The sequence below is a fragment of the Herbaspirillum sp. C9C3 genome, from assembly GCF_013359625.1.
In the GTDB taxonomy this organism is placed as follows: Bacteria; Pseudomonadota; Gammaproteobacteria; order Burkholderiales; family Burkholderiaceae_D; genus Herbaspirillum.
The window spans coordinates 1-15,844 of sequence record NZ_JABFMQ010000013.1; the positions used below are offsets into that span (position 1 = coordinate 1).

Annotated in this window: 14 protein-coding genes and 1 pseudogene; 5 read left to right on the plus strand and 10 right to left on the minus strand. The window is 61.9% G+C overall.

From position 1 onward, the window contains the following. The 3 genes and pseudogenes from HNO82_RS13415 to HNO82_RS13425 all read left to right on the plus strand — a co-directional run. Positions 1 to 646 (plus strand): annotated as a pseudogene (locus tag HNO82_RS13415) (peptidoglycan DD-metalloendopeptidase family protein); the annotation flags it as partial. Then, the gene (locus tag HNO82_RS22275) at positions 643 to 1,245 is read left to right on the plus strand and encodes a hypothetical protein (RefSeq protein ID WP_241822716.1); all 603 of its coding nucleotides are present in this window, start codon (positions 643 to 645) and stop codon (positions 1,243 to 1,245) included. The pseudogene HNO82_RS13415 and the gene HNO82_RS22275, both read left to right, overlap by 4 nt. A 96-nt stretch (positions 1,246 to 1,341) precedes the next feature. Then, on the plus strand, positions 1,342 to 1,950 hold the full coding sequence (locus HNO82_RS13425) for a hypothetical protein (protein WP_241822715.1): 609 nt from the start codon (positions 1,342 to 1,344) through the stop codon (positions 1,948 to 1,950). A gap of 109 nt (positions 1,951 to 2,059) precedes the next feature. Here HNO82_RS13425 and HNO82_RS13430 read toward each other — a convergent pair whose 3' ends face one another. From HNO82_RS13430 to HNO82_RS13470, 9 genes are all read right to left on the minus strand, one after another. Further along, the gene (locus tag HNO82_RS13430) at positions 2,060 to 2,836 is read right to left on the minus strand and encodes a class II aldolase/adducin family protein (protein WP_175344062.1); all 777 of its coding nucleotides are present in this window, start codon (positions 2,834 to 2,836) and stop codon (positions 2,060 to 2,062) included. 38 nt (positions 2,837 to 2,874) lie between these two features. Next, positions 2,875 to 3,957, minus strand: coding sequence for a ketopantoate reductase family protein (locus HNO82_RS13435; protein WP_175344063.1), 1,083 nt, complete (start codon positions 3,955 to 3,957; stop codon positions 2,875 to 2,877). Between the two features lie 25 nt (positions 3,958 to 3,982). Beyond that, positions 3,983 to 4,732, minus strand: coding sequence for an ABC transporter ATP-binding protein (locus HNO82_RS13440; protein ID WP_175344064.1), 750 nt, complete (start codon positions 4,730 to 4,732; stop codon positions 3,983 to 3,985). Continuing rightward, complete coding sequence (locus tag HNO82_RS13445) at positions 4,722 to 6,629, minus strand: branched-chain amino acid ABC transporter ATP-binding protein/permease (protein ID WP_175344065.1); 1,908 nt, start codon at positions 6,627 to 6,629, stop codon at positions 4,722 to 4,724. Before HNO82_RS13445 ends, HNO82_RS13440 begins: the two co-directional genes overlap by 11 nt. Beyond that, positions 6,626 to 7,660 carry a branched-chain amino acid ABC transporter permease gene (locus tag HNO82_RS13450; RefSeq protein WP_175344066.1) on the minus strand — a complete coding sequence of 345 codons (1,035 nt, stop codon included), beginning with the start codon at positions 7,658 to 7,660 and terminating at the stop codon, positions 6,626 to 6,628. The genes HNO82_RS13445 and HNO82_RS13450 overlap by 4 nt, the downstream gene beginning before the upstream one ends. 132 nt (positions 7,661 to 7,792) lie before the next feature. After that, positions 7,793 to 8,968, minus strand: a complete 1,176-nt coding sequence (locus HNO82_RS13455) for an ABC transporter substrate-binding protein (RefSeq protein WP_008326727.1) — start codon at positions 8,966 to 8,968, stop codon at positions 7,793 to 7,795. 94 nt (positions 8,969 to 9,062) lie between these two features. Further along, a complete protein-coding gene (locus HNO82_RS13460; RefSeq protein ID WP_008326726.1) occupies positions 9,063 to 9,806 on the minus strand; it encodes an SDR family NAD(P)-dependent oxidoreductase in 744 nt (247 codons plus the stop codon). Between the two features lie 2 nt (positions 9,807 to 9,808). Continuing rightward, the gene (locus HNO82_RS13465) at positions 9,809 to 10,180 is read right to left on the minus strand and encodes a hypothetical protein (protein WP_008326725.1); all 372 of its coding nucleotides are present in this window, start codon (positions 10,178 to 10,180) and stop codon (positions 9,809 to 9,811) included. A 50-nt stretch (positions 10,181 to 10,230) separates the two neighbouring features. After that, positions 10,231 to 11,391, minus strand: a complete 1,161-nt coding sequence (locus HNO82_RS13470; RefSeq protein ID WP_008326724.1) for an acyl-CoA dehydrogenase family protein — start codon at positions 11,389 to 11,391, stop codon at positions 10,231 to 10,233. A gap of 227 nt (positions 11,392 to 11,618) precedes the next feature. Here HNO82_RS13470 and HNO82_RS13475 point away from each other — a divergent pair, with 227 nt between their 5' ends. Further along, positions 11,619 to 13,196, plus strand: coding sequence for a PAS domain-containing sensor histidine kinase (locus tag HNO82_RS13475; RefSeq protein WP_175344067.1), 1,578 nt, complete (start codon positions 11,619 to 11,621; stop codon positions 13,194 to 13,196). Positions 13,197 to 13,534: 338 nt separating this feature from the next. Next, positions 13,535 to 14,593 carry a porin gene (locus tag HNO82_RS13480; protein ID WP_175344068.1) on the plus strand — a complete coding sequence of 353 codons (1,059 nt, stop codon included), beginning with the start codon at positions 13,535 to 13,537 and terminating at the stop codon, positions 14,591 to 14,593. A 124-nt stretch (positions 14,594 to 14,717) separates the two neighbouring features. On the opposite strand, the gene HNO82_RS13485 is transcribed toward HNO82_RS13480, so the two are convergent. Next, complete coding sequence (locus tag HNO82_RS13485) at positions 14,718 to 15,647, minus strand: LysR family transcriptional regulator (RefSeq protein WP_008326720.1); 930 nt, start codon at positions 15,645 to 15,647, stop codon at positions 14,718 to 14,720. Positions 15,648 to 15,844: the final 197 nt, after the last annotated feature.

Consider the following 15,844-nt stretch of genomic DNA (forward strand, 5'->3'; position numbering starts at 1 on the left):
CAACAAGGTGATGCGCAAGTACCTGATCAATTCACCGGTGCGGATGACGCATTTTCTGGGTGAGGCGGCGGTTGAATGCAACTTTCTCGTGATGATGGCGGAGGGATCGGTGAGCTTCGCCAGGAATCCAACGCATGAAAGTTTTCAGCCGGAGGATGCGGGGTTCTACACGCCCAAGGCCAAGACGGATTATCTCTATTACCTCACCGGAAGGCTTGGGAATATCGAGGAACATGACGGGCCGAAGTTCAGGGGGCGGGGGATCAAGCAGCTTAGTGGGCGGGAGAATTATGGGAAGTATTGGGTGTATCGCGGATGGATATCTCCTACCTCATTTGAGTCAACCTGGTGGCATCCTTCTAATCCGGCGAAGGCACCCAAAGTCACGGATCCGCAGTGGCTTTCGATCAATATCTACAACGCAATTGATTCGGGCGGATGGTATTGGACGGCTGGTGCACAGGACAACAAATTCAAGACCATCAACTTAAGAATAACATCATCAATTATTGATCAGGCCACGGTACAAGCGGTAGCGACGGCGATCAACGGAATTAATAGAACCACTGGAAAACCCAATCATCTGGACGAACGCTTGAAGGAGACTCTCTGGGCACAGAACATACTATTGGATGACAAAAAATGATCAGAATTCGAATTCAGTTCTTCACCCTCTTCGCAGTTCTTGCTCCGTTCGCTTCGGCAACCGAAATTTCCACGAAGGAGTTAGCCACACTATCGCAAGACCTTCATATTCCTGCCGCATGGCGCATTCAAAAAAATATGAAACCGCTAGGAAAAGACTTTCCTAAAACATACTGCACTGTCTTTTATTCACGCAAGACAAATCAATGGCTCGGAGAACTCTGCATTTCTTCAAATAAGAATTTCATCAGGACGATGGGGATCCGGGACGAAGTACCTGAAGAGGAGGACTGGGCCGATCGTAGCAAATATGAGGTCGGCTACTGGAGCGTCACGCCACTTTTCATCTACCCAATGACGCCATTTATTTTGAAACCTATAAAGAACTACGCCGCCGAACCGGACTGCTATATGGAAGACGGTCCGGTGTATCGCGCCACCAGCATGTGCCACACCGCACTGTATGAGTTGCGCACCGGCGTCTTCATTTATAGCGTCTTTCACTTCTTTGACAACGTGAAGCGCAAACAGAAGACCCAACTCAGGGACATCAGGAATTTATGGATTGAGGTGGGAAAAAAGATCGACAAAAAAAGATAAACCCTAGATGGGGAGGTCGACAGAAAAAAACCTCTGCGCTAGAAAAAAATTCCTAACTCCGGCGCAAAGACCAACACCGACATCGGAAAAACTTATATGCAAGCGATCAGAATATTACTCTTTGCCTTTCTACCGATATTTGCAGACCCTGCTTTTTCGCAAGTCCTTTCCAGAAATGAGGCAATCGCGCTTACCCGGGATTTACGCTTTCCCAAAGCGTGGCACATGTCCAAAAACATGAAACCAGTTAGCAAAGATTATCCAGATAGCTACTGCACCGTCTTCCACTCTACAAAAACGAAGAAGTGGCTAGGCGAACTATGTATCTCGTCTAACAAGGACTATATTTGGGCGATGGGTTTCGCCGAGACAGTCCCCGACGAAGAACGTTGGGGCGATCGGGATGAGCAGCAGATCGGCTATTACACATTTACCCCCCTCTTCACTTATCCAATGACACCCCTAATGGCCGATCCGATAAAAATTTACGCTGCCGAGTCAGACTGTTATCTCGACGACGGCCCGGTGTATCGAGCTACCAGCATGTGCCATACGGCGCTTTATGAGCTGCGTCCCGGCGTCTTCATCTTCAGCGCCTTTGACTTCTTCGACAACGTCAAGCGCAAGCAAAAAGCGCAGCTATCAGACATCAAAGACCTATGGATTCAAGTAGGAAACAGGATCAAAAAAGAATCAAGGTACTGAAACACTGCAATACCCCACTGTTTTCTCCGACTGGCCCGTCGCTAGGCTCCGGGCCATATTGGGCGGCACCCGCTCCCCCCCGGACCAGTCCCATTAATCTCTCGCAAGATCAACCCACCTGATAAACCCCCTTCAACATCTTGCGCACAATCGCCTCAAAGAAAATCACCGCAAACCCGTCATTGCGAATGAGCTGCTGCGTCAGGTCCGCGCATTTCTGCCTTACCTCATCCGGCAACAGCTGATCCTCACCCGCCATCGACCGTCCCGCCACCTGGATCTCGGCCGCCCGCTGCACCGTCCACAACAGGAAGAAGGCGCGCTGGATATCGCTCTCGCACACCGCCACCCCGTGATTGCGCAAGACCAGGATGTGCTTGTCCCCGAGGCTCTGCAGCATGCGCTCCTTCTCCTCCGCAAACAGCGTAATGCCCTCGAACTCGTGATACCCGATGCGCCCGAACAGTTGCGCGCCGTAGAAATCATTGTGCTCGAAGCCGCTCTTCTTCATCGTCACCGCCGAGATCGGCGTGGTATGCGTATGGATCACGCAGCGCAAGTCATCGCGTGCACCATGGATGGCACTGTGCAGCGCAAACCCCGCCGGATTGGCCTTGTAGTCCGAGGGTTCGGCCAGTTGCCCATCCAGCCCTACCTTGAGCAGATTGGCCGGCGTCACTTCGTTGTAGTTCAGCGCAAAGGGATTGACCAGGTAATGATGCTCCGGCCCCGGCACGCGCACCGAGATATGGTTGAAGATCATCTCCGTCCAGCCCAGGTAATCCACCAGCCGGTAACAGTGCGCCAGCTGGATGCGCAGCGCCCATTCCTCGTCGCTGCAGTGGGATGGCTTATCTGCGCCATAGCTGAATTGCATGATATTCATCGATTTGACTCCTGAATCCGTAAATGAGGTGATCGCGCTCAGGCGGCCCGTGCCGCCGGCTGCGGTTGTTGTGTCTGCTGCGCTCTCTGTTGTCCTGTCTGCTCTTTATGCTGCTGCGCCGCCTCGCCGCGAAAACGCGCCAGCGACACGATGGCGCGCGTGATCGGCATCGGGATGCCATAACGCTCGGCCATCTCCAGCACCGCATCGCCAATGGCCGCCAGTTCCAATGGCCGGCCCCGTTCCAGATCCTGCAGCATCGAGGTACGGAACGCCCCCATGGCCTCGCCCAGTTGCACGAAGGTGAGCGGATCGATATCCACCCGTGCACCATGGCTGGAGGCCACCAGCAGGGTCTCGCGCATGATCTGGCTGACTACCTCGCGCAATTCCGGCAAGCCGTACAGTTGCTGCAAGGTGCCTTGCGTGATGACCGATAAAGGATTGGTGCTGATGTTGGCGATGATCTTGGTCCACAGCTTGTCGCGGATGCGATCCGTAGCGCGGGCTTCAATACCGGCGGCCTCCACCGCCGCACGCACGCGCATAAGCCGCTCACTCATCTCGCCGGAAGGCTCGCCCAGCACCATCAGGTGCGGATTGACACAACGGATCACGCCCGGGCTCTCGACCTCGGCCGTGATGAAGAGCACGCTGCCAATCAAGCGGTCCAGCGCAACGGCGCGCGCAAGAGCCCCGTCGGGATCAACCGCCTTGATGGTCTCGCCCTCGAAGCGCCCGCCCTCGCGATGGAAATACCACCACGGCACGCCATTGCTGGTCGGGATCACTACCGTTTCTTCGCCCACCATGGACGCGATCCGGGGCAGCAAGGCTGACATGTCCTGACTCTTGGCACACAGGAAAATCACGTCCTGCCGGCCAAACTCCGGGACGTCACTGGCAACCGGACGGGCGTGCGTGGTGCCGTGCAGGTCATGCAGGCTCAGGCCACGCTCGCGGATGGCCTGCAGCGTCTGGCCGCGCGCCAAGACGCTGACCTGATGGCCGGCTGCCGACAGGCGCACGGCCAGGGTGCCGCCGATGGCGCCGGCACCGGCGATGCAGATGCGCAAGGGCGCAACAGGTGATGCAGCAGAGGGTAAAGTTGCATTGCTCATGGCAATCACTCAATCAGGAAGATGTTCAACCAGCCAGCTTGTCCTGATGCTTGCCGGACAAGCCCAGGTAAGCCTCGATCACGCGACGGTCGTTGGCCAGCTGGCTGGCCGGTCCGTGCATGCGGATCTCGCCGTTTTCCAGCACGTAGCCGTAATCGGCCACCTGCAGCGCAGCCCGTGCGTTCTGTTCCACCAGCAGAATGGAGACGCCACGCCGGCGCAGCTCGGCGATGATGCGGAAGATCTCGCGCACGATCAGCGGCGCCAGACCCAGGCTCGGTTCATCCAGCATCAACAGGCGCGGCTTGGCCATCAGTGCACGGCCCACCGCCAGCATCTGGCGCTCACCGCCGGAGAGCGTGCCGGCCTGCTGGCTACGGCGCTCGCGCAGGCGCGGAAAGAGCGAATAGACTTCTTCCAGCGTGGCCGCGTGATCGCGCTGGCCGGTGCGGTAGCGCTGGAAAGCGCCCAGCATCAGGTTGTCCTCGATGTTCATCTCCGCGAACAGCTCACGCTTCTCCGGCACCAGGGTCATGCCGGCAGCCACCATCTCTTCCACTTCCGGCGAATGGCGGATGGTCCCGTCAAAGGCCATCGCGCCGCGCGAGGGGAGCACCCCCATGATGGCCGAGAGCAGCGTGGTCTTGCCCGCGCCATTGGGGCCGATCACGGTGACGATCTTGCCCTGCTCCACCGACAGGTCGATCCCGGTCAGTACCTGCACCCGGCCATAGGCGGCCGACAGATCGCGCACTTCCAATACCTTATTGCCCATGATGTGCTCCTGCTGCAATGGCCTGGCCCATGGCCGTGTCGGCGGGCGCAGCCTGTTCCTCGTCGGCCACGCCCAGATAGGCTTCCAGCACGGCGCGGTTGTTCTGGATCTCTTCCGGCAGGCCCTCGGCGATCTTCTGGCCGAAGTCCATCACCACGATGCGGTCCACCAGTTCCATGACGAAATCCATGTCGTGCTCCACCAGCAGGATGGCCATACCCTCGCCGCGCAACTTGCGCAGCAGCTCGCCCAGCGCCTGCTTCTCTCCCAGGCGCAGGCCGGCAGCGGGCTCATCGAGCAGCAGCAGGCAGGGATCGGCGGCCAGGGCACGGGCGATTTCCAGGATGCGCTGCTGACCCAGCGAGAGCGCACCCGCCTGTTCGAACATCTGCGCCTTCAGGCCGACCCGCTCGATCTGGCGGGCGGCTTCGGCAAGGATGCGGGCTTCTTCCTGGCGATCCAGGCGCAGCATGGAGGCAAGCACCCCACGCTGGCCGCGCAGGTAGGCACCGATGGCAACGTTCTCCAGCACCGTCATGCGCGGCATCAGGCGCACGTGCTGGAAACTGCGGCTCATGCCCAGCCCGGCGATATGACGCGAACCGCGACCGGTGACCTCATGGCCACGGAACTGCACGCTGCCCGAGGTCGGTGTATCGACACCGGAAATCTGGTTGAAGAGCGTGGACTTGCCCGCGCCATTGGGGCCGATCAGGGCCAGCACTTCACCGGCCATTACCTTCAGGCTCATGTTGTTGTTGGCCACCAGGCCGCCGAACTTGCGGGTCACCTCCCGCACATCCAGCACCACCTCCTGCGGTGCAGGCATGGGGCGGCGCGGCAGCGCTTCGGCTTGCGGATCGATCTCCAGCCGCCGGCTGCGCACCGGCACCAGCCGCGCCAGATAAGGCCAAAGGCCATCGCGCGAACGCTGCAGCAGCACCACGATCAAGAGCCCGAAGACGATGGTCTCGAAGTTGCCAGAGCGCCCCAGCACCACCGGCAGGATGCCCTGCAGCCACTCCTTGAGTACCACGATGAGGGTGGAACCCAGCACCGCACCCCAGACATGGCTGGCCCCGCCCAGCACCGCCATGAAGAGGTAGTCGATGCCAAAGCCCAGGCCGAAGGGAGACGGATTGACGAAGCGCTGCATGTGCACGTACAGCCAGCCCGAGAGCGCCGCCAGCACGGCCGCGATGACGAACACCACGATACGCATGCGCGCCGTATCGATGCCCATGGCCTCGGCCATCACGATGCCACCCTTGAGCGCGCGGATGGCACGGCCCTCGCGCGAATCCAGCAAATTGCTCAAGGCCGCCACGCCCGACAGCACGGCCACCCAGATCAGACCGAACATGGCGCGGTCGGAACTGAGCACGATGCCGAAGAAGCTGATGGAGGGAATGCCGGACATGCCGGTCTGGCCGCCCATGCTCTCCAGCGTACCGAAGATGAAATACAGGCTGATGCCCCACGCGATGGTGCCCAGCGGCAGGTAGTGGCCGGAGAGCTTGAGCGTGACGCTGCCCACGGCATAGGCCAGCAAGGCGGTGAGCACCAGTGCCACCACCAGGGCCACCCAGGGCGACTGCATCCACAACAGGGCCGCGGGCAGCGGCAGGATCTTGGCCGACAGCGCCGCCGAGAAGTAGGCACCGAGACCGACGAAAGCCGCCTGCCCGAAGCTGGTCAGGCCGGCCACACCGGTCAGCAGCACCAGTCCCAGCACCACCAGCGAGGCCAGGCCGATGTTGTTCAACAAGGTCATGGTGAACGGCGGCAGCACGAACGGGGCGGTCGCCAGCAGGACCACGAACAGGCCCAGCGCCATGCGCGAGGACAAGCGTGCCTGCGGACGTTTGGAAGAAGAGGCGGAAGCAGCGGGTTTCATTCTTCTTCCTCCACGTGACGGGTCGACAGAGAACGCCATAGCAGGATCGGGATGATCAGCACGAAGACGATGATTTCCTTGTAGGCACTGGCCCAGAAGGTGGAGAAGGATTCGATCAGACCGATGGCCAGCGCACCGAGGGCTGCCACCGGATAGCTGACCAGCCCGCCGATGATGGACCCGACGAAGCCCTTGAGGCTGATCAGGAAGCCCGAGTCATAGTAGATCGTGGTGATGGGGGCAATCAGCACACCGGACATTACGCCAATGAGCGAGGCCAGCAGGAACATGGCCTTGCCCGCGAACACCGGGGAAATACCCATGAGGCGCGCGCCCATCCGGTTCAGCGCTGCGGCGCGCAGAGCCTTGCCATAGAGCGTGCGCTCGAACATGAGGAACAGCCCGACGATCAACAGCAGCGATACGCAGATCACCCACAGCGCCTGGCTGGACAAGCGCAGGCTGCCCACTTCCAGACTGGCGTCGGTGAAGGGAGCAGTGCGTGCGCCTTCGGGGCCGAACACCAGCAGCGCCACCCCGACCAGGGCCACATGCACGGCAATGGAGACGATCAGCAGCACCAGCGGCGAGGCTGAGGCGATGGGCTGGAAGGCCATGCGGTACATGAGCGGCCCCATCGGCACCAGCAGCAGCAGGGTCATGACGATCTGCGCCAGCATGGGCAGGGTGGAGAAGTTGACATTGAGGGCGACACCCGCCACGACCAGGGCATAGACCAGCTTGGCCGGCAGCCACAGACCGGGCCGACGGCGGCTGGTGCGCCACATGTCGTAGAGATCGAAGGCGCAGGCGCCCAGGCACATGGCCACCAGCAGCCAGGCCACGGTCAGCGGCTGGCCGTTCTGCATCATGCCCATGGTCAGCGCGCCGAAGGAGACAAACTCTCCCTGCGGGATCAGCAGAATACGGGTGACGGTGAAGACCAGGACAATGGACAGCGCCAGGAGCGCATAGATGGCGCCGTTGGTGATGCCGTCCTGTCCCAGCAGCGCCACGATTTGGAGATTCATTGCGACTTCCTTGTGGAGCCGGCGCGCGCTGCCATCCAGCGGAAACGACGCGCCAGGTTCGGGATGCGTGTGGAGGTGAAACGCTCCGGCGGTCCGGCGTGGAGGCCGGGGCCGACGGAGCAGGCAAGGTCCTTATGGCTTGAGCAGGGTCCAGTTGCCACCCTTGACGGTGATCAGTTCGCGTCCGCGCTCATCGAACCCGCTGTGGTCGGCCGGGCTCATGTTGTAGACGCCCTGGGTGCCTACCACTTCCCTGGTATTCTCCAGTGCATCACGCAGGGCGGCCCGGAATTCCCTGCTGCCCGGCTTGGCCTTTTTGGCGGCGACGGGAATGGCCTTCTCCAGCAGCAGGCCGGCGTCATACACGTTGGCGCCGAAGGTGGCGGGCACGGCGTTGTACATCTTCTTGTAGGCGTCGATGTAGTCGGTGGCGACCTTCTTGGAGGGATTGCTGTCCGGGATCTCCGGCAGCACCAGCATCAGGCTGGCCGCCAGGATGGTGCCCTCGACCTTGTTCTTGCCCAGTTGCAGGAAGGCCGGCAAGGCCGCGCCGTGGGTCTGGTACATCTTGCCCTTGTAGCCCTGGTCATACAGCGTGGTCTGCGGCAGGACCGTGGCGGCACCCGGTGCGGCCACCAGCACCGCATCGGGATTGGCCGCGAGGATCTTCAGGGTCTGCGCGGTCACCGAGGTATCGGTACGCTGATAGCGCTCGTTGGCGACGATCTTGATGTTGTTCTTGGCGGCCAGCTCACTGAAGACCTTGGCCCAGTTCTCACCGAAGGGATCGTTGATGGTGATGAAACCCACCGTCCTGATCTTGCTCTTGACCATCTGCGCCACCAGCGCGCTGGCAATCAGATCATCGTTCTGGGTGGTCTTGAAGACCCACTTCTTCTGCTCCGTCATCGGCAGGACCACGGCGGCGGTACCGACCGGGGCCAGCAGGGGTACGCCCGCCTCGGCGACAAAGGAGATCACGCCCATGGCATTGGGCGAACCGCTGGGGCCGATGATGGCATCGACGTTGTATTCGGAGATCAGCTTCTTGACTTCGGTGACCGACTTGGTCGGATCGCTGGCATCGTCCAGCGAGATGTATTCGATCTTGAGATCACCGGCCTTGGTCGGCAGCAGCGGCACGGTATTCTTTTGCGGAATACCCACCAGCGAAACCGGCCCGGTCGAGGAGGTCACGACCCCGATCCTGACCTGGGCAAAGGCAGCATTGCCGGCGACGCTGGCGAGGGTTCCGGCAGCGGCCAGGACGGCAGTGGCGGCGGTGGCAATCAGACGTTTGTGCAGCATGTGTTTCTCCCTTGTTGGTTGAGATGATGGCGGGCTTTCCCACTACGCCACCGATCTGGGACAGCAATCTGACATCGGCGCAGGGCCGCTCCGCTCAACGCATGTAGAGCCCGCCATTGATGTCGAGGCAGGCACCGGTGGCCGAGCCCGCCTCGGGCGACGCCAGCAGCAGGACCGCGTCGGCGATGAAGTCGGGTTCGCCCAGCGTCTTGACCGGAATGGTGGCGATGGTGGCGGCCAGCTTGTCGGCCGGGACGATCTCGCGCACGATGGGCAAATCCAGCGGACCCGGCGAGATGGCGTTGACGGTCACCCCCGCCCCCGCCAGTTCCCGTGCAAAGACCTTGGTCAGCGTCAGCACCGCTCCCTTGGCCGCGGCATAGTGCGCACCGGTGGCGGTACCGCCGTTCTGTCCGGCCAGCGAGGCGATGTTGATGATGCGTCCGTAGCCGCGATCGGCAAAGCGTTTGCCGAACACCTGGCACGCAAGAAACGTGCCTTTCATGTTGATGGCCGTGACCTCGTCCCACTCCTCGGGAGTGATCTCCATGAGTGGTGCCACGCGCGAGCGGCCGGCATTGTTGACCAGCACCGCCGCCCCGCCCCAGCGCAGTTCGATGGCATCGCAGGCGGCGATGAAGTCGGGCTTGCGGCGCACATCCAGCGCCAGCGGCATGGCGGTGGCGCCGCTTGCGTCGAGACTGGCGGCCACTGCCGAGACCTGCTCCAGGTCGATGTCGGCCAGCGCCACCTTGTAGCCGGCCGCGTGCATCTTGCGCGCGATGCTTTCACCGAGCCCGCGTGCGGCGCCGGTGACCAGGGCAATCTTCTTGTCCATGATCAGCCGCCCTGAATGATCAGGGCACGACCCACGCGGGCTTCGATCTTGCCGTACTTCCACAGACGGTGTTCACCGACCATGGTGGTGCGGAACAGGTTGCAGGCAGCCACCACCGTATCGAGGTCGACCACGTCGGCCATGATGTAGAAGGTCCAGGGAGCGTCGTCGGACTTGCCCACCATCAGGCGATCGTCATCCATGGTGCCCAGCACCTTGATGCCATCCATGGTGGCCAGGGCGGTCATCATCTGGCCATAGGCCTGCCACACCGGACCGGTCTCGGTGGCGGGCAGGTCGAAGAAGTTTTGCGTCACGCCGACACAGAAGAGGACGCGCAGCGGTTCTTTGTCATTGTCTGGAATTTGGCTCATGGAGGCTCCGGGCTGAAAACGTGAGAATAAAAATGCGAGAAGGCAGCGGCTTACAGGAAGCCCGGCATCGGCGGCACGCCCAGCGTGACCGCACCGGCACCGTCATAGATGCCCTCGCCCAGGAAGGCGTGCTGCTTGACCACGGCGGCATCGCGCAGGTAGCGCTGCAGCGGGTGGTTGCTGTAGATGGCAGTGGTGCCGGCCAGACCGAACATGGCCTGCGTGACTTCATTGCCGACCTTGGCAATTTCCACGGCGGTCAGGCGCAGCAGGCTGACCTGCTCGGGCGTGACGGGGTTGCCTGCGAGGATGCAATTCCAGACTTCGCTGGTGGCGTCATAGAGGAAGGCGCGCGCCGAACGCAATTTCGCTTCGGCCTTGGCGACCTCGATGCGCACATAGGAACGGTCGGCCAGCTTGGGCGCACCGGTGATGGCCACACGACCGCCGGACATCTGGTTGATCTCGTCGATGGCGGCGCGTCCCACGCCCAGGTTCACCACCGCCAGCACCTGGGCGGCATAGGCGATGGTCGGATAACGGTACAGCGGTTCATCGATGGTGGCAGCACCGCCACGGATGAAGGTCCACTCATCCGCAACGAATTGCTGGCTGACCTTGAGGTCATGGCTGCCGGTGCCGACCAGTCCCATCACATCCCAGTTGTCGATGATCTCGACCTGCTCCGGCGGCAGCACGGCGGTGCGCGGCTTGGAGCCGGCCTGACCGGGCATGGCCGCTCCGATACCCACGCCCAGGACATCGGCGCCCTTGCAGCCGCTGCCGAATTTCCAGGTGCCATTGACCATCCAGCCGCCGTCGACCTGGGTCGCTGGCTGCAGCGGGAACAGGCCACCGGCGAAGGTGAGGTCCGGGCCGTTGGCGTAGAGCCTGGCCTGCGTTTGCTTGGGCAGGGCGGCCAGGTAGACCGAGGCCGAACCGAAACTGGCGACCCAGCCCACAGACGCATCGGCCACCGAGATCCGTTCGATCAGCTGCAGGAAATCCATGGGCGACATGCCGCTGCCGCCAAAGCACTGCGGGGTGGCGGCGCGATAGACCCCGACCTTCTTCAACTGCGCGATGAAATCCCTGGGCACGAAGCGCTGCGCGGCGAATTCGTCGCGGCGAGCGCGGATCTCGGCCAGCAGCGGGACCAGGGCATCTTCTTCACGGACCGCCAGCGCGGCCGGGTTTTCCATCACGGACATTGCATTCTCCAGGTGGCTTGCATCAGAATGAAGTCGAGTGTAGGGAGCGGCCCCTCCCGGTTCAATCGGGAGCGCTGCAGTTTTTTTTAGGGGAATAGGTGAAGTCTTCTAAAGAAAACCCCTAGGCCTGTTCCCGAACTGCGAAGCCGGTGTGCCCTTGTTTGCGTGAACGCATCCATGGAGCAAACACCCTCCGGCAGATCATGAAGCGATGACCGAGAGAAGCGATGTCCGAACAATCCGCCGCCCCACCTTCCCCTGCTCTGCCCGAGGACACCATCCGCTTCGGGCTCGACGATTTCCGCCGCATGATGGAGGCGCTGCCCATGTGCATCATCCTGCATGACGCCCGCACCAAGTCCATCCTCTGGGCCAATCCCTCGGCCTGCCAGGTGCTGGGATTCACGCTGGAAGAACTGCTGCCCCTGAAGGCCCCGGACATGAGCCGGCAGTCGCACGAATACCGTCGCGAGATCGGCCGCAAGTGGCTGCACGATGCCGTGCTCCATGGCAGCAACATGGTCGAGTGGTGCTACCGCGCCAAGAACGGTGACGAGATCCTGTCGGAAGCCATTGCCACGCTGGTGCCGCTGACCGAGCGCGACGTCATCATGGTGCAGTTCCGCGATATTGCGCGCGAGGAACAGATACGGCGCGAGATGAAGAAGCTCGAGAGTCGCCTCAAGGAATTCATGCAGGACTCCGACGAGGGCGTGACGGTCCTGCGTTCCGACGGCGGCATCGAATACCTGAGCGACGCCGGGCGCAAGCTGCTGGGGGTGCGGCCGGGCCAGAATCCGCCCAAGAACTTCGTCGAGCAATGCCTGCCGGAGTCGCGCGAGGAATTGCTGGAGTTGCTCACGCTGTCGCTGCCGGACGCGATCAGCTTCCCGCTGCGCTACCAGATCCTGCGCAAGGATGGGCTGGTGCGCTGGCATCATGCGGTGTGCCGCTACATCGAGATCGAAAACGACCTCAAGGGCCATCTGCTGCACTTCCATGACATCACGGACCAGGTGGAGGCCGAGGAGGCGCGACGCCGCGACCAGGCCGCGCTGGAATACCTGGCGCGTCACAATGCCATGGGCGAGATGGCGACGGCCATCGCGCATGAGCTGTCTCAGCCGCTGGCGGCGATCCGCAACTTCCTCGAAGGCTCGGTCCTGCGCATCCGCCACAGCCAGGCTCTGGGCGAACAGGCCGGGCAGATCGTGTGGGGACTGGAAAGCGCCAGCCGCCAGGTTGACCACGCGGCCACCATCATCAAGAGCGTGCGCGAATACGTGGTTCGACTGGAGCAGAGCGAGGGGCTCATCGACCTCAACGCGGTCCTCGAGGAGGTGCGCTGGTTCATCGAAATGAAGGCCGCTGAAAGCAAGGTACACCTGCACATCGAAACGCAGACGCAGCCCTTGATGGTGAGTTGCGAGAAGGTGCTGATCGGCCAGGTGATCTTGAATCTCGCCTTCAATGCCATCGAGGAGATGACGGCATTCCCCGAGGGTGCGCGCCATGTACGCATCGGTACTGCCCGTAGCGGCGGCAATGCCTTGCTGACCGTGGCCGACGAAGGACGCGGTATCGATGCCGGTCATCGCGAGCGGCTCTTCGATGGCTTCTTCTCTTCCAAGGTCAGCGGCAACGGCATCGGCCTGGCACTGTGCAAGAACATCATTGCCCGCCATCGCGGCGACATCTGGGCACAACCCGGAGAGGTGCAGGGTGCAGCAGCGCACGTGCAAGAGGAGAAGCCACGCGGCACTCGCTTCTGCTTCACGCTGCCGTTGGTCCAACGCCACACCTAAAGATAGCTTTAGGGTTCACAAGCGACGCGCCGGCTTGGTGATTGCGCGCACTTGCATGGTGAGGTTCTGCACGATTGTCCCGCCTGAAGGCCGATTCATGCACCGGATTCGAGAGTCGATGCCACATCGGCCGCGTGCATGAATGACGCTTATTCCCGCTATCGGCTGCATCAATTTGATCTGACGCAAATGCGCTTCCTATGATGGCTGCACATGACGAGATGTCATGCACGCCACGCAGACCTCCACCACTACAGGCTGCGTTCGTCGCTGCGGATCGGCTTGCTCCGACACGCAGCGCGACCATCACACCGCAACACCACAGGGAGCCTTGTCACATGAAGAAGAAACTACTGGCCGCCGCCTTGCTCGCGGCCGGCACGGAGATGGCACATGCACAGAGCAGCGTCTCCATCTATGGCCTGATCGATCTGGGCCTGACCTACTACTCCAACGCCACCAAGTCCGGCGGCGGCAGCGCTTCGCTGCTGCGCATGGATAGCGGCATCGCCCAGGGCAGCCGCATCGGCTTCAAGGGCACAGAAGATCTGGGCGGGGGGCTCAACGCCTTCTTCACGCTGGAGACCGGCTTCGGTGCCGATGACGGCAGTCTCGGCCAGGGTGGCCTGCTGTTCGGCCGCCAGTCCTTCGTCGGCCTGGGCAGCAAGCAATGGGGATCGATCAGCGTGGGCCGCCAGTATGACTTCATGGCCAATATCGGTGGTCAGTACGCAATGGGCGCCTTGTCGCCGGCCGGCTCCCTGGGCTGGGGCCTGCATGCCGATGCCGCCCACGGCACGGCCTTGAACAACCACATCTATGGCGGCGACCGCACCAACAACTCGATCAAGTACAACAGCGCCAAGTTCGGTGGCCTGAGCTTCGGTGCCATGGTCGGTCTGGGCGAAACGGCTGGCAACAACAATGCGGGCCGCACCGTCAGCGCCGTGGGCCAGTACGACAGCGGCGCCTTCAGCGGTGCACTGGCCTACACCGACGTCAAGGACAGCACCGGCAGCTTCTCCACGCGCATCTACGGCGGCGGCGCGCGCTACCAGATCGGTGCCTTCACACCCTTCGGCGTCATCACTCAGGTCAAGAACACCAGCACCAGTGCCAAGGCCACCACCTATGAACTGGGCACGGTCTATGCGTTGACGCCGCTGTGGGATCTGGCAGCGGCCTACCAGTTCCAGAAGCGCAACCAGGCCGTGGGCAATGCCCAGGCGCTGGTGGCGACGGTGGACTACAAGATCTCCAGGCGCACCGACCTGTACCTGAGCGCCGTGTATGACCGCGACAAGGGCTACAACGCCTATCCGGTCTTCGGTGGCGGCATCCAGTCATCGACCGGCAACCAGAGCGCAGTGCGCCTGGGCATTCGTCATCGCTTCTGAAACGAGCGACGACGGACGACGACGGACGACTTGAGGAGGGAAGACCGCGGCCGACATCCGGCGGTCTTCCCGCAGGAGAACGGCCCGCCGCACTGGCGGGCCTTCTGCCTTGCACGGGAGGCGATCAGCTGCTGCGACCGTAGCTCTGCAGCATGTCGATGACGATCTGGCGCAACCAGCTGTTGCCGGCATCGGCATCGAAGGCCGGGTGCCAGTGCAGGGTGATGTCCACCGCCGGCAGTTTGACCGGCAGTTCGTAGGAGAGGAATACATCCGGGTGTTCGCTGTGAAAGAGCCTGGCGATACGCGCCGGGACGGTCGCCACCAGATCGGACTTGCCGAGGATGCGCGGCAGCACCGTGAAGTGCGGGATCGACAGGCTGATCTTGCGCTGCACCCCGAGATTGCGGAAGGAGTTCTCGACCTGGTGATGACTGCTCTCGGCGGACTCCACCAGCACGTGCGAGAGCGACAGGAATTCGTCCAGCTGCAACTGTTCCCGCGCAGGCAGCGCAGGCCGCTTGCGCATCATGCAGACATAGGTTTCGCGAAACAGCAGTTCGTGGCAGGTCACCGCCTTCAGGGCCGGCAGGTTGCCGAAGGCGAAATCGAGCTGTCCCGTGCGCAGGGCTTCTTCCAGATGCGCCGGCGACACCTGCTCCACCTGCAGTCGCGTGTGCGGTGCCTGCGCCGTCAGCAGTTCGCACAGCTGCGGCAGGAACATCATTTCGGCCACGTCGGTCATCGAGGCGCGAAAGACGCGCGTACTGGCGGCCGGATCGAAGCGCTCGGTATAGCGCAACGCATCCTGCACTGCCTGCAGCGCGCGATTGATGGGCTTGGACAGTTCCAGCGCGGCGGGGGTGGGCTGCATGCCCTCCTTGGTGCGAATGAAGAGCGGGTCATCGAAGATCTGGCGCAGCCGTCCCAGGGCGTAGCTCACCGCTGGCTGTGACAGGTGCAGGCGATTGCCGGCCAGGGTCAGGCTGCGTTCGTCGGCGATGGCCTGGAAGACCCGCAGCAGGTTCAGGTCCATGTTGTTGAAGGTCGCCATAGCAGTCTCCGGAAGGGGTCGCGCAGGGCCTGGGGCCGATCAGCGATATCAAGGAAAAGCGGCCATCACTATCCATGCCGCTTATGTGAAAAATATTTTACATCAATTTGATCTATTTTAAGGCGACTTTTAGAATGCTTCATATCAGCCAAGGAACCCGCCTGCATCCCGCTTCCCGCGTGGATTGCCAGCCTGTA

Bases quoted from the DNA above. Each gene is read 5' to 3' on its own strand.
- HNO82_RS13440 (WP_175344064.1), bottom strand. From the start codon at position 4,732: ATGGGCAATAAGGTATTGGAAGTGCGCGATCTGTCGGCCGCCTATGGC.
- HNO82_RS13465 (WP_008326725.1), bottom strand. From the start codon at position 10,180: ATGAGCCAAATTCCAGACAATGACAAAGAACCGCTGCGCGTCCTCTTC.
- HNO82_RS13430 (WP_175344062.1), bottom strand. From the start codon at position 2,836: ATGAATATCATGCAATTCAGCTATGGCGCAGATAAGCCATCCCACTGC.
- HNO82_RS13485 (WP_008326720.1), bottom strand. From the start codon at position 15,647: ATGGCGACCTTCAACAACATGGACCTGAACCTGCTGCGGGTCTTCCAG.
- HNO82_RS22275 (WP_241822716.1), top strand. From the start codon at position 643: ATGATCAGAATTCGAATTCAGTTCTTCACCCTCTTCGCAGTTCTTGCT.
- HNO82_RS13460 (WP_008326726.1), bottom strand. From the start codon at position 9,806: ATGGACAAGAAGATTGCCCTGGTCACCGGCGCCGCACGCGGGCTCGGT.
- HNO82_RS13470 (WP_008326724.1), bottom strand. From the start codon at position 11,391: ATGTCCGTGATGGAAAACCCGGCCGCGCTGGCGGTCCGTGAAGAAGAT.
- HNO82_RS13450 (WP_175344066.1), bottom strand. From the start codon at position 7,660: ATGAATCTCCAAATCGTGGCGCTGCTGGGACAGGACGGCATCACCAAC.
- HNO82_RS13475 (WP_175344067.1), top strand. From the start codon at position 11,619: ATGTCCGAACAATCCGCCGCCCCACCTTCCCCTGCTCTGCCCGAGGAC.
- HNO82_RS13425 (WP_241822715.1), top strand. From the start codon at position 1,342: ATGCAAGCGATCAGAATATTACTCTTTGCCTTTCTACCGATATTTGCA.
- HNO82_RS13445 (WP_175344065.1), bottom strand. From the start codon at position 6,629: ATGAAACCCGCTGCTTCCGCCTCTTCTTCCAAACGTCCGCAGGCACGC.
- HNO82_RS13480 (WP_175344068.1), top strand. From the start codon at position 13,535: ATGAAGAAGAAACTACTGGCCGCCGCCTTGCTCGCGGCCGGCACGGAG.
- HNO82_RS13435 (WP_175344063.1), bottom strand. From the start codon at position 3,957: ATGAGCAATGCAACTTTACCCTCTGCTGCATCACCTGTTGCGCCCTTG.
- HNO82_RS13455 (WP_008326727.1), bottom strand. From the start codon at position 8,968: ATGCTGCACAAACGTCTGATTGCCACCGCCGCCACTGCCGTCCTGGCC.